This window comes from Pseudomonas sp. GNP013, from assembly GCF_054343995.1.
This window is the reverse complement of record NZ_JBTGUT010000001.1, coordinates 1,942,721-1,966,898: the sequence shown is the minus strand read 5'-3', so window position 1 is coordinate 1,966,898 and position 24,178 is coordinate 1,942,721. Positions and strand designations below refer to the sequence as shown.

Here is a 24,178-nt window from a genome sequence, read left to right as displayed (position 1 = left end):
ACGCGCCGGTTGCGGGTGAGTAGATTCCATGCCGGGAATAGCTATTAGCCATCATCTCTCATCCCTCTGGAATCGAGCCTCACATGAAAAAACCTGTCTCGCTGGCGATGCGTATCGGCCTGGGCTTTGCTTCCACCCTGTCACTGTTGGTGCTGATCACCGCCGTGGGTATCCAGCGCGTGGGCTTTATCGACAGCACGCTCAAGGACGTCGCCGAAAAAGCCGCCGTGGCCCAGCGCTACGCTATCAATTTTCGAGGCAGCGTGCACAACCGCGCCATCGCTATTCGCGATGCGGTACTGGTCACGGATGAGACCGCGCTCAATCGGCACCTGGCCGAGATCGACCAGCTCAAGCGAGACTATCAGGACGCCGCCCTGCCACTCGACCGCCTGTTCGGCAACGGCGGCGCCAGCGCCGAGGAAACCCGCCTGCTGAACGATATCAAGGCTATCGAGACGCAGACCCTGGCGTCTTCGGAGCGCGTCATCAGCCTGCGCCGCAATAACGACATCGCCGGCGCACAGGCGCTGTTGCTGGCCCAGAGTTCAGACCTCTATTCCGAGTGGCTCAAACGCGTCAACGCATTGATCGATTTTGAAGAGGCGCGGATCCGGCACCAGCTTGGCTCGGTGCAAACCGCAGCGAGCAACTTCGCGGTATTGATGCTGCTGGCCAGCGCCGTGGCGATTGTGTTGAGCGTACTGGTGTCGCTGCTGATCATCCGCAAGGTCAAGGCCACCCTCGGTGCCGAGCCGGAAGAAGTGGCCGAGGCGATCCGGCGCCTGGCTCAGGGTGACTTGAACCAGCGTATCGAGACGCGTCACCCCGACAGCGTAATGGGCATTCTCAAAAATGCCCTGATTCGCCTGGGCGACACCATCACCGAAGTGCGCGCATCGGCCCAGGCCTTGCGGGATTCATCGGTGACCCTGTTGTCTGCGGCTGGCGACAACCGCCAGCAGATCACCCTGCAAACCAGCGAAGCCCAGCATGTGGCCGCCGCCATTACGCAAATGGCCGCGTCGGTCAATGAGGTATCGGGCTACGCCTCGGCCGCCGCCAGGGCCACCCTGCAGGCCGATGCCGAAGTCAACAGCGGCCACCGTCTGGTGGGTGAAGTGAGCGTGGCGATTGAAGAACTGGCGGAAATTCTCGAACAGGCCACTACCCGCGTCAACCAGGTGTCCAGCGACAGCGAAAGCATCGAAACGGTGATTGAGGTGATCAACTCGATTGCCGCGCAGACCAACCTGCTCGCCCTGAACGCCGCGATTGAAGCCGCACGCGCCGGTGAACATGGCCGCGGCTTTGCGGTGGTGGCCGACGAAGTGCGCTCGCTTGCAACTCGCACTCAGGAGTCCACCCAGGAAATCCGCGACATGATCGGCAAACTGCAAAGCGGCACTCAGAGCGCCGCCGACATCATGCAGCGCAGCCGCGCCCTGGCCCAGACCACGGTCGGCCAGACCCGCGATTCGCAAGTGTCATTGGGCAAGATCAGCGAGGAAGTCGGCGCGATCAACACCATGAACGCGCAGATCGCCAGCGCCTCGGTGCAGCAGAGCGCCGCCGCCGAAGAGGTCGCGCAGAACGTCACGCGTATCCACAGTTCCACCGTGCAATCGGCAGTTGGCTCCGAAGTGGTGGAAAACGCCAACCAGGAACTGGCGGAACTGGCGGACAGGTTAAGCACCAAGGTAGCCTTTTTCAGCGTGGCGACCCGCTGACCGCCATAGATTTGCCACGGTTGGGCAGCGGGCTTTACTGCTGCCTGGCCCGACGGCTTTTGGCCTTGAGGTTGTCTGAAAACTTTTTGTACAGCGCTCTGACGAGCGTTCGTTGCGCGCAGTGAAATTTGACCACACAGACTGGCGTAATCGTTGCACCAGCGTGCAGGACGCTTGCGCGCGGACAATGGATGCTGTGGAGACCCTCCCTGAATACACTGGAAGCACTTCTTTACTCCTTACCTTACAAGAGCGCAAAAGGTAAAAAATCAATCCTGCACAAGAATGTAGGAGACGTTACCTTTTGCCGCAGGGCACTTCGCGTTATCTTTTTTTGGCCGTCTGATCAATCGTAGGCATCGGAACGTACGAGCGTCGCGGCCAGTTCTTCACGGGTCCGGCTGATGACGGCGCCTGCCGTGAGCAACTGATCGACGGCATCCAGGCCGCCCTCCGGCGTGATCGCGCGGCAGGCCGGCAGGTGCAGCACCACCGCCAGACCCGCCTTGAGCAGTTGCAGGGCGGTGATCTTGACGCAGTAGTCCAGAGCCAGGCCGCCGACGATAACCCGCTGCACGCTGTGAGCCTTGAGGTACTCGATGACGCCCGTGGAGAGCTTGTCATGCAGATCGTGGTAACAGGCACCGTAGGGATGCAGGTCGGGTTCGACGCCTTTCCAGACGAAGTAATCGTAGTCGTAGGGCGTGGGCAGTTCATCCAGCAGGGTGAAGCCCTCGGTGCCAGGCACACAGTGGTTGACCCAGGTGACATCGGCATGCGCCAGGCCCGTGGGCTGCAGCATTTCGCTGTGCCGAGAGACTACCCAGGGTGCGTGCGGGGTGTGCGCGTCCTTGCTGCCAATACGATGACCGGCAAGGCTGGCCATGTAGTTGAGCTCGGCGCCGATCTGGTCACCACCGGCCACCGGCAACTCTTTGGGGCACAGTGGCGTGAAGCTTTTCTGGGCGTCGACATCGAATGAGGCGATGGCGATTTTTGCGAGGGGCATGGCGGTTCTCCCGTGGCCAGGCAGGAAGTGTATAGAGGTCCGTTTTTTGATTACAGTTTTGCGATTGAACGCCTGACGGTCAGGTAAGATAGCGCCGTTTGTCACAGCCACCCCGTTGTGCCCGCCAACCCAAGTCGACTGCCCATGCCCTTCGAACTCAGCGTAGACCTCACCACCCTGGCCATCCTCGCCGTGGTTGCCTTTGTCGCCGGCTTTATCGACGCCATCGCCGGCGGTGGCGGCTTGCTCACCACGCCTGCCCTGCTCACGGCCGGCATGCCGCCGCACCTGGTGCTGGGCACCAATAAGCTCAGCTCGACCTTCGGCTCGGCCACCGCCAGTTTCACCTTCTACCGGCGCAAGCTGTTCCATCCGCGCCAGTGGGTGCACGCCATCGTCGGCACCCTGATTGGTGCACTGACCGGCGCCGTGGTCGCGCATTACCTGCCCGCCGAAACGCTGAACAAGATGCTCCCGGTGATTGTTTTCGCCTGTGGTGTGTATCTGCTGTTCGGCGGAACGCCCAAGGCGCCGCTGGATGCCGATGCGCCGATCAGGAAGAAATGGCAGGCCACCCAGGGCTTCGGCCTGGGTTTCTACGACGGCGTGGCCGGGCCCGGCACGGGCGCGTTCTGGACCGTCAGCACGATGCTGTTGCACCCCATCGACCTGGTGAAAGCCAGCGGCGTGGCGCGCAGCATGAACTTCGTCAGCAACGCGGCGGCGCTGACGGTGTTCATCATCAATGGGTCGGTGGACTGGATCGTCGGCCTGGCCATGGGCCTGTCGGTGATGTGCGGTGCATTCTTTGGCGCACGCAGCGCAATCAGCGGCGGCGCCAAATTCATTCGCCCGGTGTTCATCACCGTGGTGCTTGGTCTGACCGTACGCCTAGCCTGGCAACACTGGTTCAGCGTGGCCTAGGCGACGGGCCAGGTACAGGTCGATGAGATAGCGCGCAATCGAGCGCGACGCCGGCAACGGCGGCAACGCGTGGATATTGAACCACTGCGCGTCTTCTATCTCGTCGGCCTGGGGCACGATCTCGCCGCCGGCGTATTCGGCATGAAAGCCCAGCATCATCGAGTGGGGAAACGGCCAGCATTGGCTGCCCCTGTACTGAATGTTCTTCACCTCCACCTGCACTTCTTCACGCACCTCACGAATCAGGCACTCCTCGGCCGACTCGCCCGGCTCGGCAAACCCCGCCAGCGTGCTGTACACCCCCGTGACAAAGCGCGGTGAACGCGCCAGCAGAATCTCGTCGCCGCGGGTCACCAGCACGATCATGCTCGGCGAAATGCGCGGGTAACTGCGCAAATCGCAGGGCGGGCAGAACATCGCGCGCTCGCGCGGCACCTGGACCATGGGCTGACCGCAACTGCCGCAGAAACGGTGCTCACGCGCCCAGGTGCCGATTTGCGCCGCATAACCCAGCACCTTGTACAGGGTGTGATCGCCCTGCAGCATGAAGCCGCGCAGGCCCTGCCAACTGCAGCCTGGCACGTCGGCGGCACTGTTGAGCTCCAGCAGGTACACCGGCTCGCCATCGAGGTGGCCGATACCGTGCTCGGCGAACACCGACAGGTCCTGGCGCTTGAGCCATTCACGCGGAAACAGCGGGCCATTGGCGTCCTGTAAAAAGCCCTCGCGGCTGCGCGCAACGGCCCAGCCACCGGGAGTCTCGTTGTCCAGCAGCGTTGTGGTAATCCAGCCTGGAGTCATGTCGGTCAATCCACAAAGTCGGGTTTCTGTTTACTCATATGGGCCGCGATGGCCACGCGCAAATCGTTGGATTGCAACATAGCCGCGTTCCAGGTGGCAACGTATTCCAGACCGTCATTGACGCTGTGGTCCCGCATGTAGCTGAGCATGGCCTTGGTGCCAGTCACGGCAATTGGCGATTTGGCGGCAATCTCGCGGGCAATCTCCAGGACCCCGGCCAACAGGCTGGCGTGATCGGGGTACACACGGTTCACCAGGCCAATGCTGCGCGCCTCTTCGGCGCCGAACTGACGGCCGGTGTAGGCCAGTTCGCGCAGCATGCCGTCACCGACGATGCGCGGCAGGCGTTGCAGGGTGCCGACATCGGCGGCCATGCCAATGTCGACTTCCTTGATGGAGAATTGCGCATCCTCGGCGGCGTAACGCATGTCGCAGGCGCTGATCAGGTCGATGGCGCCGCCGATGCAGTAGCCCTGGATCGCCGCCAGCACCGGCTTGCGGCAGTTGTCGACCGCGTTGAACGAGGCTTGCAGCTCGAGGATCTTGCGCCGCAGCAGGCGTGCGTTACGCCCCACGTCCTTGCCCAGGTCATTGGCCACCTGGGCCAGCAGCATCAAGTCGATACCCGACGAGAAATGCTTGCCCGCACCGCTGAGTACCACGGCGCGCACGGCGTCGGTGTCTTCGACCCATTGAAAGATCTCGACGATTTCACGCCAGAATGCCGCGTTCATCGCGTTGATCTTTTCCGGGCGGTTGATCTGCACATGGGCAACGTTGCCGCTGAGTTCGACGACGAAGGCTTGGTATTCGGACATGGCAGTGATCCCTGACTGACGATTGATAAGGGCCAGACTATAACAAGGCTGCGCAAGGGCGCATCGGCCAAAAGCCGGACGCGCCCTTATCGGCGCCATGGGCACCGAGCCGCTGGGAAAATGCTGGATAAAACCCCGCGCACCCGCCATCCTTCGCGCTTTAAGCCGCCCGCTCGCGGCGCTCCATGCTCAAAGGACATGCCCATGCACAGCCACCCTCTCGCCCTGGCCGATTTCGAATTCATCGACGAAACCCTGCTCAAATACGGCGACGACCATTCGGTACTCAACCTGGCAGAACTCGATGGCTACTTCACCGCGCTGGTGTCGAGCCCGGCCCGGGTGGATGTCGGCGAGTGGTTCCCGGCGATCTGGGGCGGACACAACCCGGCCTGGGAAAGCGCGGACGAAGCCCAGGGTTTCCTCGAACTGTGCGTACGCCACATGAATACCCTGGCCGCCCAACTGGCTAACGATGCCCGGGGGTTCAAGGCCCGTTTCGATGACACCGAGCATCAGGGCCACACCCTGACCCTCGCCGAAGAGTGGTGCTTTGGCTACATCCGTGGCGCGGCCATCGCCCACTGGCCTGACCTGCCGCCCGAGCAGGCCGCGCACCTGGAAAAAATCGCCCAGTGCGCCGAGCAGGACAACTTCGAGCTGCCGGCCGACCTCGATGTACAGGCGCACCAGCAGCGCGTCAGCGAGATCGAACCGGCCGCGCGCGCCCTGCACGATTACTGGTTGGCCTTGCGCTAAGCCTCGACAAGCACCGCTGCTTTGGCCGATTATTCGAGTCCGCCCGTCGGCCACTCCGTGCCACCTTGCCCTGATCAGGAGCCTTGCACCTTGAGTTCGCAGAAAACCGTGACCGTTACCCCGCCCAATTTCCCCCTGAACGGCAAGGTCGCGCCCCCCGGCTCGAAATCCATCACCAACCGCGCCCTGTTGCTGGCCGCCCTGGCCACCGGCACCAGTCGCCTGAGCGGCGCACTGAAAAGCGATGACACCCGGCATATGTCGGTGGCCTTGCGCGAGATGGGTGTGACCATCGATGAGCCGGATGACACCACCTTTGTGGTGACCGGTTCCGGCAAGCTGCAACGGCCCCTGCAACCGCTATTTCTCGGCAATGCCGGCACGGCGATGCGCTTTCTCACCGCCGCCGTGGCCACCGTGCAAGGCAACGTCGTGCTGGACGGCGACGCTTATATGCAAAAACGCCCGATCGGCCCGCTGCTGACCGCCCTCGGGCAGAACGGCATTCAGGTCGACAGCCCCACCGGCTGCCCGCCGGTGACCGTACACGGCGTGGGCAAGGTGCAGGCCAAGCGCTTCGAGATCGACGGCGGCTTGTCCAGCCAGTACGTCTCGGCGCTGCTGATGCTGGCGGCGTGCGGCGAAGCACCGATTGAAGTGGCACTGACCGGCAAGGACATTGGCGCTCGTGGCTATGTGGACCTGACGCTGGACTGCATGCGCGCATTCGGCGCGCAGGTGGAGGTAGTCGACGACAGCACCTGGCGCGTCGCCGCGACCGGCTACCGTGCCCATGACTACCTGATCGAGCCGGATGCGTCCGCCGCCACCTACCTGTGGGCGGCTGAAGTGTTAACCGGCGGCCGTATCGATATCGGCGTGGCCGCGCAGGATTTCACCCAGCCGGACGCCAGGGCCCAGGCGGTGATCGCGCAGTTCCCGAACATGCCGGCCACCGTGGTGGGCTCGCAGATGCAGGACGCGATCCCGACCCTGGCGGTATTGGCCGCCTTCAACAACACCCCGGTACGCTTCACTGAACTGGCCAACCTGCGCGTGAAGGAATGTGACCGCGTGCAGGCCCTGCACGACGGCCTCAACGAAATCCGCCCGGGCCTGGCGACCATCGAGGGCGATGACTTGCTGGTAGCCGCCGACCCGGCGCTGGCCGGCACTTCCTGCAATGCGCTGATCGACACCCACGCCGACCACCGCATCGCCATGTGCTTTGCGCTGGCGGGGCTGAAGGTCGCGGGCATTCGCATCCAGGACCCGGACTGCGTGGCCAAGACCTATCCTGATTACTGGAAAGCCCTGGGCAGCCTGGGCGTTGCGCTGACCTATTAAGTCGGTGGCGCCGCAATGGGGAGGGAATGCACATGACAATTCGCCAACCCTGCCCACCCGGCGCCTGTATTTGCGCCCGTGAACAGCTGCTGCAGGCGCCGGGTGCGGACCTGCGGGTGCTTGGCCTGACGCGTCAGGAAGAAAAAAAGCTGCTTGCCCGGCTGGAAGATCTCAAGAGTCTGCAGGACCTGGAGCACATGCAGCAGCGCATGTATGAGCTGCTGGGGATTCGCGTGCATGTGGCGCCCGGGCATACCGAGGTCAGGAGCATGCGGGGAATTCAGATTGTCATCGATGAACTGCCGGGAATGTGCCGCAAGACACGGCAGGCGATTCCGGCGGCGATTCGCCGGGGCCTGGAGAAACGGCCGGAGATTGCTTATCGGTTGCTTGATGCTTATGACTTGTTTGGCCAGGGGTGATGAGACGGCATATCCATTGCTGAGGTAACGGATAGGTACCCAGGCCCAAGCCAGCATCCCCCCTCCTGCTTATATCATTCCGAATGATAGTCACCTTCGCCTCATTCGATTCGTGACATACCCCTACCCCGCGCATGATCCGCCCATCTCAAATACATTGGCGGATGCACCTCATGGAACAGTCACTCAAACACTTGCGCTTCCCCCTGGCGATATTGGCCGTGGTGGTGATGAGCGCCTGCGGCAAGACCCCCGATCAGGCCGCCGCCATGCCACCGGCGAAAGTCAGCGTGGCCAAGGTGCTGGAACAACCGGTCAACGAGTGGGACGAATTCACCGGCCGTCTCGAAGCCCCGGAAACTGTGCAGATTCGTCCTCGGGTCTCTGGCCAGATTGATCAAGTCGCTTTTACCGAAGGCGCTTTGGTCAAGAAAGGCGACCTGCTGTTTCAGATCGACCCGCGCCCGTTCCAGGCGCAAGTGCGCCAGCTTGAAGCCCAGTTGCAACAGACCAAGGCCGCCGCCAACCGCAGTGACAACGAAGCCCAGCGCGGTGACCGTCTGCGCCAGAGCAATGCGATTTCCGCCGAACTGGCCGACTCGCGCACCACCGCCGCCCAGGAAGCCCGCGCTGCGGTCGCCGGGATCCAGGCGCAGTTGGACCTGGCCAAACTGAACCTGAGCTTTACCCGCGTGACCTCGCCGATCAGCGGCCGGGTCAGCCGCGCGGAGATCACCGCCGGCAACCTGGTGACGGCCGATACCACCGCGCTGACCAGCGTGGTTTCCACCGACAAGGTGTATGCCTACTTCGACGCCGACGAGCGCGTGTACCTCAAGTACACCGAGCTGGCGCGCCAGGGCCGCCGTGGCGCGACCACCCCGGTGTACCTGGGCCTGTCCAATGAAGCCGGCAACCCGCACCTGGGCCAGATGAACTTCGTCGATAACCAGGTCAACCCGGCCACCGGCACCATTCGCGGGCGCGCCGTGTTCGATAACAGCAAGGGCGAATACACCCCTGGCCTGTATGCCCGCCTCAAGCTGGTGGGCAGCGGCACCTATTCTGCCGTGCTGATCAACGACGAGGCCGTGGGCACCGACCTTGGCAAGAAGTTCGTGCTGGTGATGGAAGGCGACAAGCCGGCCTATCGCGCCGTGGAGCTGGGGCCAAAGATCGAAGGCCTGCGCATCGTGCGCAGCGGCCTGGGCAAGGACGACACCATTGTGGTCAAAGGCCTGCAGCGCGTGCGCCCGGGTACGCCGGTTTCCCCGGAGACCATCCCGATGGCCAGCCAGGAAACCCTCGCCGCTCTCGCCCAACAACGACAAGCGCTTGAAGCCAGCAACCTCGAACAGGTGGCGCCGGAAAAAACCGCGCCCAAGCTCGCTGCTGTCGCGACTCCACGCGGTTAAGGGATACGACTCAAGATGAATTTTTCCAAGTTCTTCATTTCGCGGCCGATCTTCGCAGCGGTGCTGTCGCTGTTGATCCTGATCGCGGGTGCAATCTCGCTGTTTCAATTGCCGATCAGCGAATACCCGGAAGTGGTGCCACCCACCGTGGTGGTACGCGCCAACTTCCCCGGCGCCAACCCCAAGGTCATCGGCGAAACCGTGGCCGCGCCGCTGGAGCAGGCAATCACAGGCGTCGAGAACATGCTGTACATGTCCTCGCAATCCACCGCTGACGGCAAGCTGACCCTGACCATCACCTTCGCCCTGGGCACCGACCTGGACAACGCGCAGGTGCAGGTGCAAAACCGCGTGACGCGCACTCAGCCAAAACTGCCCGAGGAAGTGACACGCATCGGCATCACCGTGGACAAGGCCTCCCCGGACCTGACCATGGTGGTGCACGTTACTTCGCCCGATCAGCGCTACGACATGCTCTACCTGTCCAACTACGCGATCCTCAATATCAAGGACGAACTGGCCCGCCTCGGCGGCGTCGGCGACGTGCAGTTGTTCGGCATGGGCGACTACTCCCTGCGCGTATGGCTGGACCCGAACAAGACCGCCTCGCGCAACCTGACCGCCACCGATGTGGTGACGGCGATTCGCGAACAGAACCGCCAGGTAGCGGCCGGTGCCCTGGGCGCGCAGCCTGCGCCCAACGACACCAGCTTCCAGCTGTCGGTGAACACCCAGGGTCGTCTGGTCACTGAAGAAGAGTTCGAGAACATCGTGATCCGCGCCGGTGACAACGGCGAGATCACCCGTCTCAAGGACGTCGCACGGGTTGAGCTGGGCTCCAGCCAATACGCCCTGCGCTCGCTGATCGACAACCAGCCGGCCGTGGCGATCCCGATCTTCCAGCGCCCTGGCTCCAACGCCATCGACATCTCCAACGAAGTGCGCGCCAAGATGGCGGAGCTGAAGAAGAGCTTCCCCGAAGGCATGGATTACCGCATCGCCTACGACCCGACGGTGTTCGTGCGCGGCTCCATCGAAGCGGTGGTGCATACCCTGTTCGAAGCGTTGATCCTGGTTGTGCTGGTGGTGATCCTGTTCCTGCAGACCTGGCGCGCGTCGATCATTCCGCTGGTGGCGGTGCCGGTCTCGTTGATCGGGACCTTTGCGGTGATGCACCTGTTCGGCTTTTCGCTCAATGCGCTGTCGCTGTTCGGCCTGGTGTTGGCCATTGGTATCGTGGTGGACGACGCCATCGTGGTGGTGGAGAACGTCGAGCGCAATATCGAGTTGGGGCTGGACCCCTACCCGGCCACGGAAAAGGCCATGAGCGAAGTGACCGGCCCGATCATCGCCACGGCGCTGGTGCTGTGTGCAGTGTTTATTCCGGCGGCGTTCATCAGCGGCCTGACCGGGCAGTTCTACAAACAGTTCGCCCTGACCATTGCGATTTCCACGGTGATCTCGGCGTTCAACTCGCTGACCCTGTCCCCTGCCCTGGCCGCCGTGTTGCTGCGCAGCCATGACGCACCGAAGGACCGCTTCTCCAAAGTGCTCGACAAACTGTTCGGCGGCTGGCTGTTCCGTCCGTTCAACCGCTTCTTCGAGAAAGCCAGCCACGGTTACGTCGGCACCGTGCGCCGGGTGATTCGCGGCAGCGGTATCGCGTTGTTCCTGTACGCAGGGTTGATGGTGCTGACCTGGTTCGGCTTTGCCCACACCCCCACCGGTTTCGTGCCGGCCCAGGACAAGCAATACCTGGTGGCCTTCGCGCAATTGCCGGACGCCGCCAGCCTGGACCGTACTGAAGCGGTGATCAAACGCATGTCCGACATCGCCTTGAAGCAGCCGGGCGTGGAAAGTGCCATCGCCTTCCCGGGCCTGTCGATCAACGGTTTTACCAACAGCCCGAACAACGGCATCGTGTTCGTGACCTTGAAGCCGTTCGATGAGCGCAAGGACGCGAGCCTGTCCGCCGGTGCGATTGCCGGTGCCTTGAACGGCCAGTACGCCGGCATCCAGGAAGCCTATATGGCGATCTTCCCGCCGCCGCCGGTACAGGGCCTGGGCACCATCGGCGGCTTCCGCCTGCAGGTCGAAGACCGTGGCAACCTGGGCTACGACGAGCTGTACAAGGAAGTGCAGAACATCATCACCAAGAGCCGTGGCGTGCCGGAGCTGTTTGGTCTGTTCACCAGCTACACGGTCAACGTGCCCCAGGTCGATGCCGCCATCGACCGTGAGAAGGCCAAGACCCACGGCGTGGCGATCAGCGACATCTTCGACACCCTGCAGATCTACCTGGGCTCGTTGTACGCCAACGACTTCAACCGCTTTGGCCGCACCTACCAGGTCAACGTGCAGGCTGAACAGCAGTTCCGTCAGGACGAAGACCAGATCGGCCAGTTGAAAGTGCGCAACAACAAGGGCGAGATGATCCCGCTGGCGACCTTCATCAAGGTCAGCGACACCTCGGGGCCCGACCGCGTGATGCACTACAACGGCTTTATCACCGCAGAGATCAACGGCAACGCCGCACCGGGCTACAGCTCCGGCCAGGCTCAAGCGGCGATTGAAAAACTGTTGAAGGATGAACTGCCCAATGGCATGACGTACGAGTGGACCGACCTGACCTATCAGCAGATCCTCTCGGGCAACACCGCGCTGTTCGTATTCCCGCTCTGCGTGCTGCTGGCGTTCCTGGTGCTGGCCGCGCAGTACGAAAGCTGGAGCTTGCCACTGGCGGTGATCCTGATCGTGCCGATGACCCTGCTGTCGGCGATCACCGGGGTGATCATCTCGGGCAGCGACAACAACATCTTCACCCAGATCGGTCTGATCGTACTGGTGGGCCTGGCGTGCAAGAACGCGATTCTGATCGTCGAGTTCGCCAAGGACAAACAGGCCGAGGGCCTTGACCCGCTGGCTGCGGTGCTCGAAGCCTGCCGCCTGCGTCTGCGGCCGATCCTGATGACCTCGTTCGCCTTCATCATGGGTGTGGTGCCACTGGTGCTGTCCAGCGGTGCCGGTGCCGAGATGCGCCATGCCATGGGCGTGGCGGTGTTCTCCGGGATGATCGGGGTGACCTTCTTCGGCCTGTTGCTGACGCCGGTGTTCTACGTACTCATTCGTCGCTATGTGGAGCGCAGCCAGGCGCGCAAAGCGGCCAAGGCCTTGAAGCTGGAGACACAGCCATGAGCGTGAAACTATTCCTGCCGAGCCTGCTGGTACTGGCGCTCGCCGCCTGCGCCGTCGGCCCGGACTACAAAACCCAGACGCCGGAGGCGGCGAACATCACCGCCGCTGCAGACGCAAAGCAATACGATCACGCCAAGTTCGAAGGTATCTGGTGGCAGCAGTTCGAGGACCCGACCCTCAATCAGTTGGTGACTCAGTCGCTGCAAGGCAACCGTGACCTGCGCGTGGCGTTTGCCCGCCTGCGTGCGGCCCGGGCGATTCGTGATGACGCCAGCAATGACGCCATGCCGACCATCACCAGCCGCGCCAGCAGTGACTTGGCCAAGGGGCAGATCCCTGGCCAGACCACTCGGCGCGTCAACAGCGAACGTTATGACCTGGGGCTGGACATGGCCTGGGAGCTGGACCTGTTCGGCCGCATCCAGCGCAATCTGGAAGCCAGCGACGCCGACCAGCAGGCAGCCGAGGCCGACCTGTACCAGTTGCAAGTGAGCATGATTGCCGAACTGGTGGATGCCTACGGCCAGTTGCGCGGTGCGCAACTGCGCGAACGCATTGCCCTGGACAATCTGAAGAACCAGCAGGACTCACGCAGCATCACGGTGAGCCTGCGTGATGCCGGCGTGGGCGACCAGCTCGATGTGGAGCGCGCCGATGCACGCCTGGCCTCGGTGGAAGCCAGCGTGCCGCAGCTGCAGGCCGAACAGGTGCGCGAGCGCAACCGCATCGCCACCCTGCTCGGCCAGCGCCCGGACAAGCTCAGCGTCGACCTGAGCCCCAAAGACCTGCCGGCGATTGCCAAGGCGCTGCCGATCGGCGACCCGGGGCAACTGCTGCAACGGCGTCCGGACATCCTCAGCGCCGAACGCAAGCTGGCCGCCGCCACCGCCCGCATCGGCGTGGCCAAGGCCGATCTGTTCCCACGGGTCAGCCTCAGCGGCTTCCTCGGCTTCACCGCCGGGCGCGGTTCGCAGATCGGCTCATCGGCAGCCAATGCCTGGGCGCTCGGCCCAAGCATTACCTGGGCGGCGTTCGACCTGGGCAGCGTGCGTGCGCGCTTGCGCGGCGCGGACGCCGAGGCCGATGGCGCGCTGGCGACCTATGAGCAACAGGTGCTGCTGGCGTTGGAAGAATCGGAAAATGCTTTCAGTGATTACGGCAAACGCCAACAGCGGTTGCTGTCGTTGATCCGTCAGAGTGAGTCCAGCCGCGCCGCCGCCGACCTCGCGGCCATTCGTTATCGCGAAGGCACGGTGGACTTTTTGGTGTTGCTTGATGCCCAACGGGAACGTCTGGCCGCCGAAGACGCCCAGGCTCAGGCCGAAGTGGACCTGTATCGCGGGATTGTCGCGATCTACAAGGCGCTGGGCGGTGGCTGGCAGCCGGACACGGTTGTCGCTAGCAGCAAGTGATGTAAAGAGCTCCTTTGGTTGGTCGCATCCAGCCAATTTTAGCCCCGTGACCCATTCGGTCATGGGGCTTTTTTTTGGGTCTTGGGAAAGGAGCTACGTGGCAAATTCCTAAAAGAATGACGCTGTCAGCGACGTTCTGGTCCCACACTGGCACTACTTGCCAGGCATTATTTCGTTCAGGATCAAACTGCGATAATGGCCCGGATTTGATCCGGACCATTTGCGAAAGGCTTTATAAAACGAACTGGTGTCTGCAAATCCCAACCGCGCGGCAATCTCGGCAAAGCTGATCTGCGGTTCGGCCAACCATACGATGGCCAACTCTTTACGCACGTTGTCCTTGAGGCCCAGGTAGGTCTGCCCTTCTTCAGCCAGACGGCGTCGCAGGGTCGAGGCGGACACGCACAGCGACGCCGCGAGGCCGTCGGTTTTCGGCCAGGTGTCGGGCGGCAGTTGGCGCAGGTCGTGTTTGATGCGCGTGGCCAGGCTTTGCGGGTCGCGGTATTTGACCAGAATGTTGGCTGGCGCATGCGCCAGAAACCGCTGCAGCTCCTGCGGGCTGCGCTTGATCGGCAGGTCCAGGCAATCGGCGGAGAAGATCATGCGCGTGCGCGGCCGGTCGAAGCGCAAGTTGTCGGAGAACATCACCCGGTAATCGTCATAAAAGGCCGGTTGCGGACACCGCAGCTCAATGGCCAGGATCGGGATACGCCGGCCCGCCAGCCAACAGGCGACGCCGTGCACGATCATCCAATAGGTGAAATAGGTAAACGCGCGTTTAGGCGCGGGTTCGAGCAACACGATTTCGGCCAGGCTTTGTTGGCGCACCAGTTGAGCGGGCATCTGCTCCAGCATCAAGGACAGAAAACCCAGGCCGGTTTCCAGGCTCGCGCCCAGGTTCGGTTGCGCCATTGCGGCACGACACAGGAACGCCAGGCTGCCGGACTTGAGCTTGCGCGGGTCCATGCCGAAGAACTCATCGTCGCTGCGCCGTGCGAGCAAACGCCACAGGCGCGCATAGGCTGTGGCGGGAACGCGGGCGAGCGGCTGCTCCAGCAGCGCCGGGTCGATGCCGACCTTGCTCAGGGCCTCAAGCGTAGCGGCGCCCGGCGCGCAGCTCTGCAACAAAGCCTCGCGCACAAGGTGGACAGAGATGGTGTCTTTTTCCGACATGGGCTGCGGGGCAATCCGATCACACTGAAGATGGCGAGCATCATAAGGGCGCTTGCGCTTTGCCACCACCGTTCAGCCAGGGTTCAGCAAACGTCAAGTTTTCCTGTTTAGTAATGAGTATCATTATGTTACAACTTAGCACCCTACCTAATTACCCTGTGGTGCCGAATGCTTGTCCCCTTTCTCATCATGCTGCGCGAGGGCATTGAGGCCGCGTTGATCGTTGGCATCATCGCCAGTTACCTGCAGCAAACCGGCCGTGGCCAGTGGATGCCGGCGGTGTGGATCGGGGTGTTTCTCGCCGCTGCGTTGGCCTTGCTGGTGGGCGGTGGATTGGAACTGGTGAGTGCCGAGTTTCCGCAAAAGCAGCAGGAATTGTTCGAAGGCATTGTCGGACTGGTGGCCGTGGGCATCCTCAGCTCGATGGTGTTCTGGATGCGCAAGGTGGCCCGCTCGATCAAGCACTCGCTGCACGCCTCCCTCGATCACGCCCTGACCGGTTCCCGACACCAGGTCACGGCCTTGATCCTGATGGTGTTTTTCGCCGTGGCCCGCGAAGGCCTGGAAACCGTGTTTTTCCTGCTCGCGGTGTTCCAGCAGAGCGAAGGCCCTGGCGCGCCGATCGGTGCGCTGCTCGGCCTGATCCTGGCGATCATCGTCGGTTTCCTGATCTACAGCGGCAGCATGCGCCTGAACCTCGGCGCGTTCTTCCGCTGGACCGGCCTGTTTATCCTGGTGGTGGCCGCCGGCATCCTCGCCAACTCGGTGCAGGCCCTGCACGAAGCCGGTGTGTGGAACCACCTGCAAACCGTGCTGTTCGATTTCAGCAGCGCGCTGCCAATGGACAGCCCGCTGGGCTCGGTGCTAGCCGGGATGTTCGGCTACCAGGAAGCGCCGACCGTGAGCACCCTTGGCGCCTATCTGATTTACCTGGTGGTGGCACTGGTGATGTTTTTCCTGCCCGCATCGCCTGCTGCGCCTGTCGCCCAATCCTCTTCCGCTTCCAGTCAGTAAGGACCGTCTCTTGTCCAGCCCAACGCCTCAACCCGCCCCGCCGTCCCGCGCCCTGCGCTGGGCCGTGGCAGGCTCGGTGGTCGTGATGATCGCCGCCGGTGGTTTGTTCTATTACGCCTCGCAATTGGCCGCGAGCAAACGCCAGGCCAACCACAATGAAATCACCGTGACCCTCCACGGCCATGCCTGCGAGCCCAATGCGCTCACCGTGCCGGCCGGCCGCGCGAGCTTTCGCATCGTCAACCGTTCGGACCGCGCCGTGGAGTGGGAAATCCTCGATGGCGTGCTGGTGGTCGAGGAGCGCGAGAACATTGCGCCGGGCCTGAGCCAGGTGATCAACGCCAACCTGCTGCCCGGCGACTACGCGATCACCTGCGGGCTGCTGAGCAACCCGCGCGGCACCTTGCGGGTAACGCCGACTGCGCAGTCCGACGCCCAGGCCAAGGCCAAACCTTCGATGGTGGCTTTTATCGGACCGCTGTCGGAATTTCGCGTGTACCTGAGCGGCCAGGGCAGCGCGCTGGTCAAGACGACAACGGCGCTGCAACAAGCCATCGACGCCGGCGACCTGGCCCAAGCCCAGGCGCTGTATGTGCCGGCGCGTGAGGCCTACCAGCGCCTGGCGCCGGCTGCTCAGCGCCTGGCCGAACTGGACAACGCGATCAACGCGCGCGCCGATTACTTTGAAAAACGCGAGCAAGACCCGGCCTTCAGTGGCTTCCACCGCCTGGAATACAGCCTGTTCCAGCAGCGCAGCCTCGATGGCCTGGCGCCGATTGCGCAGCGCCTAGTGGCCGACGTCACCACGCTCAAGCAGCAGTTGCTGGCCCAGTCCCTGCCGCCGGAGCAACTGGTGAGCATTGTGGTGCGCAACCTCAACAGCCTGGCCGATGTACGCGCGGCCAGCGGTGAAGAGGAACGCTACAGCCATATCGACCTCAACGGGTTTGCCGCCAACCTCCAGGTCGCGCACAAAGTGGTGGAGCTGATGCGACCACTGCTGAGCAAGTCCGCCGCCGACCTGTTGCCCACTATCGACAGTGCCCTCGCCGCCTTCGACAGCGAACTCCAGGGATTCAAGGTGGATAACGGTTACGCCCGCTACGACAGCATCACCGTTGATCAGCGCAAGCAGATCGCCGACAAGGCCAAGGCACTGGCCGCCGCACTCGATGGAATCGACCCCGCCCTTGGCCTTTCCGGCCTGCAGTGAGACGAACGCATACATGAGTGATTCAGAGCAGTTTTCCGCACAACGCCGCCGTGTCCTGCTGGGCATGGCCGCCACCGGCGCTGCGATTGCCGGCAGCAGCCTGAGCTGCCCGGCGATGGCCGCCGCGGCCGAACAGGTCACCACTGCACCGCGCAGTGACAAGACCCAGGACCACCACGATTTTTTCGGCACGCACCAGAGCGGCATCGTTACCCCCCGCCCGGCCTGCGGCATGCTGGTGTCATTCGACGTATTGGCCAGCGACCGCGAAGACCTGGAGCGGCTGTTTCATACCCTCAACGAGCGCATCCGTTTTCTGATGACCGGCGGCACCGTGCCCCAGGTCGACCCGAAACTGCCGCCCACCGATTCCGGCATCCTTGGCCCGGTGGTCACGCCGGACAACCTGACCATCACCGTGTCGGTCGGCGAGTCGTTGTTTGATGAGCGCTTCGGCCTTGCAGCGGTCAAGCCCAAGCGGCTGAGCCGCATGGTCGGTTTCCCCAATGATGCGCTGGAGCCGGCGCAGTGCCACGGCGACCTGAGCCTGCAGTTCTGCTCCAACACGACCGACACCAATATCCATGCCCTGCGCGACATCGTGAAAAATCTGCCCGACCTGCTGCTGGTGCGCTGGAAACAGGAAGGCAGTGTGCCGCCCCAGGCACCGACCAAACCCGGCGAGCCGGCGCAGAGCGCGCGTAACTTCCTCGGCTTTCGCGATGGTTCGGCCAATCCGGATTCCAACAATGCCAAGACCATGGACCAGATCGTCTGGGTCCAGCCCGGCAGCGATGAACCGGCCTGGGCCGCCCATGGCAGCTACCAGGCGGTGCGCATCATTCGCAACTTCGTCGAACGCTGGGATCGCACGCCGTTGCAGGAACAGGAAAGCATCATCGGCCGCGTCAAACCCACCGGTGCACCCATGGGGGGCCACAGCGAATCCCAGGTGCCGGACTACAGCAAAGACCCGGAAGGCAAGCTGACCAAGCTCGATGCGCACATCCGCCTGGCCAACCCGCGCACGCCGCAGACCCAGGCCAACCTGATCCTGCGCCGGCCGTTCAACTACTCCAACGGTGTCAACAAGAACGGTCAGCTGGACATGGGGTTGCTGTTCATCTGCTACCAGGCCGACCTGGAGAAAGGCTTTATCAGCGTGCAGACCCGGCTCAATGGCGAGCCTCTGGAGGAGTACCTCAAGCCGGTGGGCGGCGGGTATTTCTTCACCTTGCCCGGCGTTACCGGGCCCAGGGACTTTATCGGGCGCACGCTGCTGGCGGCCACGCCCCCTCAAACCACTGCCAATACCTAAAAAACCGGAGCGTCCCATGAAGAAGTCGACTATTGCGTTGTCGTTGCTAATGACCCTCTCGCCGCTGAGCGCATTTGCCGCCACCGCGCCCCTGGACCTGGTCGGTCCGGTGTCGGACTACAAGATCTACGTCACCGAAGAGATCGCCGAGCTGGTCACCCAGACCCAGGCGTTCACCGCTGCGATCAACAAGGGCGACCTGGCCACGGCGAAAAAGCTCTACGCGCCGACCCGTGTGCACTACGAGTCCATCGAGCCGATTGCCGAACTGTTCAGCGACCTGGACGCGTCCATCGACTCACGTGTCGACGACCACGAAAAAGGTGTGACCGCCGAAGACTTCACCGGCTTTCACCGCATCGAATACGCGCTGTTCTCGCAGAACAGCACCCAGGGCCTGGAAGCGCTGACCGCCAAGCTCAACACCGATGTCAATGACCTGAAAACCCGCGTCGACGGCCTGACCTTCCCGCCGGAAAAAGTCGTCGGCGGCGCCGCCGCGCTGCTGGAAGAAGTCGCCGCGACCAAGATCTCCGGTGAGGAAGACCGCTACAGCCACACCGACCTCTACGACTTCCAGGGCAACATCGACGGTGCGAAGAAAATCGTTGACCTGTTCCGCGGCCAGATCGACAAACAGGACAAGGCGTTCCTGACCAAGGTCGACAAGAACTTCGCAACGGTGGACAAGATCCTCGCCAAATACAAAACCCCGGACGGTGGTTTCCAGACCTACGACAAGGTCAAGGAAAACGACCGCAAGGCCCTGGTGGGTCCGGTTAATACCCTGGCCGAAGACCTGTCGACCCTGCGGGGCAAGTTGGGTTTGAACTGATATGCCACTGAGTGTTCGGACCGCCTGTATGGGCGCCCGGACGCTTTTGGCGTGTTTGCCGGGCTACACATGGAAGTCAGATAACGGTGTTCCATCCGGCTTACCCGTTTGCGGGTTGAGCGCATACCAGACACCGTTGACCCTGGACGCTACGACGGCGACACCCTGACTGGTACCGGCCTGGCCTGATTGGCGAGGCGCTGGTGCCGAATCCAATCCACCGGCCAACCAATAAGCCCTCAATTTCTCTTCAATCGTGATCAGGTGGGGCGAGGCCTTGCCGAGCAACGATGCACTTGGCACCAGCCGCGATAGCTTGAACACGCCCTTGACGGCGGCTGCTGTCAACTGCGCGTAACCATCCGCCGGATTCATGACCCCGTTTGCCAATAATGCCGACTCCTTGATGAAGTTGAACGCCCTGTCGCTGAAGCTTGCAACCGGCTTTGTCCAGGCCTTACGCGGTGTCAGGGGCGAAACCGCACTTCCCAACCGGCGAAATGCGCTACCCAACGGGTTGGGCGTAAGCGCCTTGGCCGTACGCAACAACGACCGCACCTGGCCTCCGGCTCCAATAAGGACCCCGCCCACGTCCAATGTCAGGGCGAACAACCCACTGCCGATATTGCCGTCCGAAAACTCCTGATAAGCACCGAGAAAGGGGACGAGGCCCTTCAAAATAGCCTTGTCCCGGGCGAGCGCTTCGCGTTTTTTTTCCAGCGGCAAGGTACCTTCGGCCCTGAGCAGCATCTGCTCATCGCTTTCATACAAATTCTTGTCGGCAATCAGCGTCGCGATGCTGTGGGTCTTCGGCGATGCATACGTGTCAATCATGTCCGAGCTGGGTGCACCACCGGCCGATTTAACGCCGCCAATGGGCTCGCCAATGCGTTCAACGATAACCTTGGACGACACGTTCGGCCTGGGCGTAGCACCTTTCAAGTAAGCGTCCAGGTCCAGGTTAAGTTTGAATCCGCCCGTAAAGGCCTTTACGTAGATACCATTCAAACCTAACGGATTGGGTTTACCTTTAAGCACATCACCCTCTCTCAGTTGTTGAGGAAGGTCAGTGCGTTTGATGATTTCCCCATTGACAAACACCTCGAAATAACACACCTGCTTGCCCAGTTCGACCCTCATCAATGTACCTTGCCGACCTCTCGCGGCTTGCACATCGGCGTCGGTCTGCGTGGCGGGCGGCAGCCCGGTCTCGCCGCGCACGGTAAACACAGTGACGACGCTCTGCGGGTGGTCAAGCAGTTGACGGTCGGCCAGGGGGAGTTTGGCAAACATGAGTTTGAGCTGAGTGGCGTAGGCAGTCTTGAGGGTCGCGCTGTGCGCATCGACGGCTTGTTCAAGCAGCGGCTTCAACGCGGGAAGTCTACGAATTCGTTCATCGAGTTCTGCGCGCTTCTCGGCAGGCGCCTCAACGGCGAGGTTCGTCTGAAACGGAGTCGATCGATGCCTTGACAGCCTTTCAGGCATGTCATCCCTAAGTATCCATTTGCCTGGCATCAAGTCGCCGGTCATGTAGGTTTCGATGAGCGAACGTGCGCGAGGCTCGGAAATGGGCGTATTGCGTCGAGCATCGGAGTCGGCAAGCAGTACTTTCATCGTTTCCAGCTCGTTGCGCGTGATGCCCGGAAATACCTTGAGCAGTTCCCTGATGGCAATGGCCTTGCGCGCCGGTAGCTCTGCGACGGCGTTCAATGCGTCGTTGACCTCCCGGCGTTGTTTGAAAAAGGCTGCGGTGGCAGTTTTGAGCGCCGATTCGGGATGCTCTCCCGCCACAGCAGCAGGGATGACCCCATTGAGCACTGCCCAGTCGAGCAGGATCCTCATGGCCGGCAGCTGAATCAGGATAGCCTGCTCTTCGCTGGTGGCGGCCAGCGTGGTCAGATCGCTGATCTGCTGTTCGTTCATCATGCGGCTGGTGCCTGGGCCCTTCAGTTCTGCCATGGCAGCACCCAGCCGCAGCTCCATCCAGCCAGGCGTGCCAATTCTGATTTCCTTGGGCACGTCCATGATCAGCAATTCGGGCGCCACCTGCGCAAGGCCGACCTGTGCCACCAGTACCGCAAGTTTCGGGTCAAGGCCCCGCTCAAGCTGCAGATGTTTCTCAAGGTCGCGCCTTACTGCGTTGAAAGTGCGCCCCATGTTGCTCGGTTGGTAGAGTGCATAGCCCGCGATATAGCCGGGCCGGGGCGGTACGTTCACTCCTGCGTGCAAGGTGAGCGCAGCGAGCGCCAACTGTTGCCGCACGGCTTTGGGCACTGGTGACGCTTGCCATTTCAACATGTGGGCAAAGGCGTCACCGTCGTTGAGAACCTCGCGGCTGTTCAGAAATTTTTCCAGGCACTCCGCCGGGTTCTGTTGCAGCAGTTCCGGCGATGTCTCTTCAAGGTAGTCGAAAACCGGCGGACTCTGCCCACCCAGACGCCTGTCGGCCTCGGCCTTGAGGCTGGCTTTATCGCCTGCCGTCAATCTGCCAGGAGACCACGGTTCTTCCAAAAGGCCGGAGTAATTCCCCAACGGCGGCGCCGGCGGCAACGCACTGCGCAACCATCGCACCACATTGCGCGTCTCGCCAACCGTGCGCGGTGAGCCCAGGCCCTTATAGTCCAGGAGTTGGCGGACGTCGTATGACGGCACCGAATAAAGCGCATGTCCCCGGGCATGGCTCAGATCCATCAACTGGTGCAGCTCCAGTTCCAGCCCGCGATCCGCACTGATGACGCTTGTAAGATCCAGCCAACCCCCGTCCGGGAGCTGATGCTCGAATTTGCCTTCGGACAGCCGAAATGGCTGCCCCTCCCAGAAGAAGCCGGCTTTTTCCAGATGAGTGCGCAGCGCGGGCGATTCAGTCAATCGCTGAAGACTTGCCCGAACCCTATGATCACCCGCGACCAACGATGAGCTGGCGGATGGCTGCGCCGCATGTTCGGACCAGTCCCAAGGCGCATCGTCAGGCGCATTGCCGATCTTGCGCTCCAGGTAATCGCCCAGGTAGGCGCGCTCATCCAGGTCACCGATCGTTTGCCGCACGTGCTCCAGACGGCTGCCGAGGCTCTGGTACTGTCTAGCGGGCATCACCAGCGCGCCGGTTTGCAGCTGCGCCATCACCGGGTTTCGGCCTTCGTAAGCGTCAAGCTGCGGCAATCCATAAGCCTGCACGACGACCCCGACAGGCAGCCACGACTCCCCCTCTTTCAGGTAATACAGGCCCTCGTCCGCCGGGTCCAGCACCTCTGTGATCAAGCGCAGTTTCTCGCTGACCTGCCACCAGCCGGAATTGTCAGCGGTGCTGAAGGTCACGGCCGTGCGCACGCCGTCAAGGTTGGCATAGCCGCTGATGCTGTCCCGGTGAAACTCCAGCCCGTCCGTTTCCAACCCTTTGCTTTTGATCCACGCCTGCAGGTCGGGCTGGGCCAAGACCTGGCGGTAAATGTCCAGAGCAGGCGCCAGGGACGTATCGTCAGGGATCTTTACAAGTGCATAACCGGTTTGCATCGAGCTGAGCAGGTACTTGCCAAAACCCGCGTCCGCCCATGCACGATTCGGGTTCTCCGGCCGTGTAGACGGCAGGGTCCAGCGCGGTGGGGCTGGAGGAAGATTTTCGCTCAGTCCGCTGATGGCCGCGTAAACCTGCGCCAGTGTGCGGGGGGATCCCAGCCCGGAAAAAACCAGGTACTGACGCGCATCGTATAGAGGCTGCGAGTACACAGTATTGCCGATCGACTTGCACATTTCCTGCAACTGACCGAAGCGCTTGTCCAGGGTCTCTATAGCCTGTCTTTCTTGCGGACTGCCACCGACGCCGACCTTACTGATCTCGTCCTGCAGAAAACTGCCCAGGGGAAACCATTGGCTACGCCGGTCAAGTATTTGCAGATCGCCATCGACTATCCTGTAGACCTGGTCCACGCCGCCGAAGCCAACTTTTTCAATGAATGTCTTGAACGCGGGCAGCGCAAGCCATGCTGCAAAGTGCTCACGCGGTGCCTGGCTTTTTTGCGCCAGCGTGGACTCGGGCCGAACCACTGCCAGTCTGTCGCCAAGGCTGAGGGTATCGGTGTCAACGGCATCTTTAACCAACTGCAAGAGTTGAGTCGCGAGGCTTGATCGAGCATCAATATCGCTGATTTTCTGTAGCAGCTGCGCGTACTGCTGACGCCACAGACTGCGTTTATCGTCGGTTATCGCTGGCCAGCCAGCGGTCTTGAGCAGTTCACCAAGGGACGCTTTTTGCTGATCGCTGTGGGGCGGTTCCACACCGTAGAAATTGAAGACGGTATCCAAATCCACGAAGCGACCTTTCTGCGGCAGCAGTACCCCGGCGGAGTTGGGGGACAATTTGTCCGCTGCCTCAGTCAACCTGGCGCCGACCTCGTTCCATCCTGACCCGTCAGTGGCGGTGAATCTGCATTTGACCTGCTTGCCTTTGATCAACACAGTGCCTTCCACACCATCGCTGAACACGCGCACCGATGAGACATCCATGCCCATGGATTTTAACCAGGCCTGCACCTTTGGCTCCCGTGCGGCCTTGTTGAAGACATCAATGAAGGGCTGGATAGAGGCATTTCGAGGGAAGAGGTGGTCTTTGGACTTGCCGGTAATCAGCCACTCAATCAAGGATTGTTGTAACGTTTCATCAGCCTTTTGCGTAAACCCTGGGGTTCCGAATTCTTCCAAAGCCGCAGGGCCAGTATTTGCAGCGCGACTCTCGCGCTTGTGGCGAGCGGCGACAGGCTCAAACCGCGCCTGTCTCAGTTGCCCATCCTGTCCCCGTG

The 24,178-nt window shown here is 62.1% G+C and carries 17 protein-coding genes and 1 pseudogene; 13 read left to right on the top strand and 5 right to left on the bottom strand.

The features are described 5' to 3' along the window. Positions 1-83: 83 nt before the first annotated feature. Both ACXX81_RS08890 and ACXX81_RS08885 read left to right on the top strand, forming a co-directional pair. Positions 84-590 (top strand): annotated as a pseudogene (locus ACXX81_RS08890) (MCP four helix bundle domain-containing protein); the annotation flags it as partial. Between the two features lie 75 nt (positions 591-665). Then, on the top strand, positions 666-1,730 hold the full coding sequence (locus ACXX81_RS08885) for a methyl-accepting chemotaxis protein (protein ID WP_442964107.1): 1,065 nt from the start codon (positions 666-668) through the stop codon (positions 1,728-1,730). A 346-nt stretch (positions 1,731-2,076) separates the two neighbouring features. Here ACXX81_RS08885 and ACXX81_RS08880 read toward each other — a convergent pair whose 3' ends face one another. After that, positions 2,077-2,739 (bottom strand): isochorismatase family protein, encoded by a 663-nt coding sequence (locus tag ACXX81_RS08880; RefSeq protein WP_458571528.1) that lies wholly within the window; start codon positions 2,737-2,739, stop codon positions 2,077-2,079. Positions 2,740-2,883: 144 nt separating this feature from the next. Here ACXX81_RS08880 and ACXX81_RS08875 point away from each other — a divergent pair, with 144 nt between their 5' ends. Continuing rightward, complete coding sequence (locus tag ACXX81_RS08875) at positions 2,884-3,663, top strand: TSUP family transporter (RefSeq protein WP_209982435.1); 780 nt, start codon at positions 2,884-2,886, stop codon at positions 3,661-3,663. Here the strand turns inward: ACXX81_RS08875 and nudC are convergent. Both nudC and ACXX81_RS08865 read right to left on the bottom strand, forming a co-directional pair. Then, positions 3,631-4,464 carry an NAD(+) diphosphatase gene (nudC, locus tag ACXX81_RS08870; RefSeq protein ID WP_209982437.1) on the bottom strand — a complete coding sequence of 278 codons (834 nt, stop codon included), beginning with the start codon at positions 4,462-4,464 and terminating at the stop codon, positions 3,631-3,633. The two genes, ACXX81_RS08875 and nudC, sit on opposite strands and share 33 nt — an antisense overlap. Before the next feature lie 5 nt (positions 4,465-4,469). Further along, entirely contained in the window at positions 4,470-5,282 is an 813-nt protein-coding gene (locus ACXX81_RS08865; RefSeq protein ID WP_322213758.1) for a crotonase/enoyl-CoA hydratase family protein, read from the bottom strand. Positions 5,283-5,486: 204 nt separating this feature from the next. On the opposite strand from ACXX81_RS08865, the gene ACXX81_RS08860 reads away from it, so the two are divergent. The 6 genes from ACXX81_RS08860 to ACXX81_RS08835 all read left to right on the top strand — a co-directional run bounded on the left by ACXX81_RS08860 (position 5,487) and on the right by ACXX81_RS08835 (position 13,832). Then, positions 5,487-6,041 carry a UPF0149 family protein gene (locus tag ACXX81_RS08860; RefSeq protein ID WP_458571527.1) on the top strand — a complete coding sequence of 185 codons (555 nt, stop codon included), beginning with the start codon at positions 5,487-5,489 and terminating at the stop codon, positions 6,039-6,041. 90 nt (positions 6,042-6,131) lie between these two features. Next, positions 6,132-7,388: a 3-phosphoshikimate 1-carboxyvinyltransferase gene (locus ACXX81_RS08855; protein WP_458571526.1), complete on the top strand. Its 1,257-nt coding sequence runs from the start codon at positions 6,132-6,134 to the stop codon at positions 7,386-7,388. A 32-nt stretch (positions 7,389-7,420) separates the two neighbouring features. Next, positions 7,421-7,810: a hypothetical protein gene (locus ACXX81_RS08850; protein WP_122458707.1), complete on the top strand. Its 390-nt coding sequence runs from the start codon at positions 7,421-7,423 to the stop codon at positions 7,808-7,810. A gap of 173 nt (positions 7,811-7,983) precedes the next feature. Continuing rightward, positions 7,984-9,225 carry a multidrug efflux RND transporter periplasmic adaptor subunit MexE gene (mexE, locus tag ACXX81_RS08845; protein WP_209982446.1) on the top strand — a complete coding sequence of 414 codons (1,242 nt, stop codon included), beginning with the start codon at positions 7,984-7,986 and terminating at the stop codon, positions 9,223-9,225. Positions 9,226-9,240: 15 nt separating this feature from the next. Beyond that, the gene (locus ACXX81_RS08840; RefSeq protein WP_231423401.1) at positions 9,241-12,420 is read left to right on the top strand and encodes an efflux RND transporter permease subunit; all 3,180 of its coding nucleotides are present in this window, start codon (positions 9,241-9,243) and stop codon (positions 12,418-12,420) included. Then, positions 12,417-13,832: an efflux transporter outer membrane subunit gene (locus ACXX81_RS08835; protein WP_209982450.1), complete on the top strand. Its 1,416-nt coding sequence runs from the start codon at positions 12,417-12,419 to the stop codon at positions 13,830-13,832. Before ACXX81_RS08840 ends, ACXX81_RS08835 begins: the two co-directional genes overlap by 4 nt. A gap of 153 nt (positions 13,833-13,985) precedes the next feature. Here ACXX81_RS08835 and ACXX81_RS08830 read toward each other — a convergent pair whose 3' ends face one another. Beyond that, positions 13,986-15,005, bottom strand: coding sequence for an AraC family transcriptional regulator (locus tag ACXX81_RS08830; RefSeq protein ID WP_458571525.1), 1,020 nt, complete (start codon positions 15,003-15,005; stop codon positions 13,986-13,988). A gap of 168 nt (positions 15,006-15,173) precedes the next feature. Between ACXX81_RS08830 and efeU the strand changes: the two genes are divergently transcribed. The 4 genes from efeU to efeO (ACXX81_RS08810) are packed head-to-tail and all read left to right on the top strand — an operon-like array spanning position 15,174 to position 19,385. Next, positions 15,174-16,019: an iron uptake transporter permease EfeU gene (efeU, locus tag ACXX81_RS08825; RefSeq protein ID WP_209982454.1), complete on the top strand. Its 846-nt coding sequence runs from the start codon at positions 15,174-15,176 to the stop codon at positions 16,017-16,019. Between the two features lie 10 nt (positions 16,020-16,029). Further along, entirely contained in the window at positions 16,030-17,232 is a 1,203-nt protein-coding gene (gene efeO, locus ACXX81_RS08820) for an iron uptake system protein EfeO (protein WP_458571524.1), read from the top strand. A gap of 13 nt (positions 17,233-17,245) precedes the next feature. Beyond that, positions 17,246-18,550 carry an iron uptake transporter deferrochelatase/peroxidase subunit gene (efeB, locus tag ACXX81_RS08815; protein WP_458571523.1) on the top strand — a complete coding sequence of 435 codons (1,305 nt, stop codon included), beginning with the start codon at positions 17,246-17,248 and terminating at the stop codon, positions 18,548-18,550. Between the two features lie 16 nt (positions 18,551-18,566). After that, the gene (gene efeO, locus ACXX81_RS08810; protein ID WP_209982460.1) at positions 18,567-19,385 is read left to right on the top strand and encodes an iron uptake system protein EfeO; all 819 of its coding nucleotides are present in this window, start codon (positions 18,567-18,569) and stop codon (positions 19,383-19,385) included. Between the two features lie 63 nt (positions 19,386-19,448). Here efeO (ACXX81_RS08810) and ACXX81_RS08805 read toward each other — a convergent pair whose 3' ends face one another. Next, positions 19,449-24,080: a hypothetical protein gene (locus tag ACXX81_RS08805; protein WP_458571522.1), complete on the bottom strand. Its 4,632-nt coding sequence runs from the start codon at positions 24,078-24,080 to the stop codon at positions 19,449-19,451. Positions 24,081-24,178: the final 98 nt, after the last annotated feature.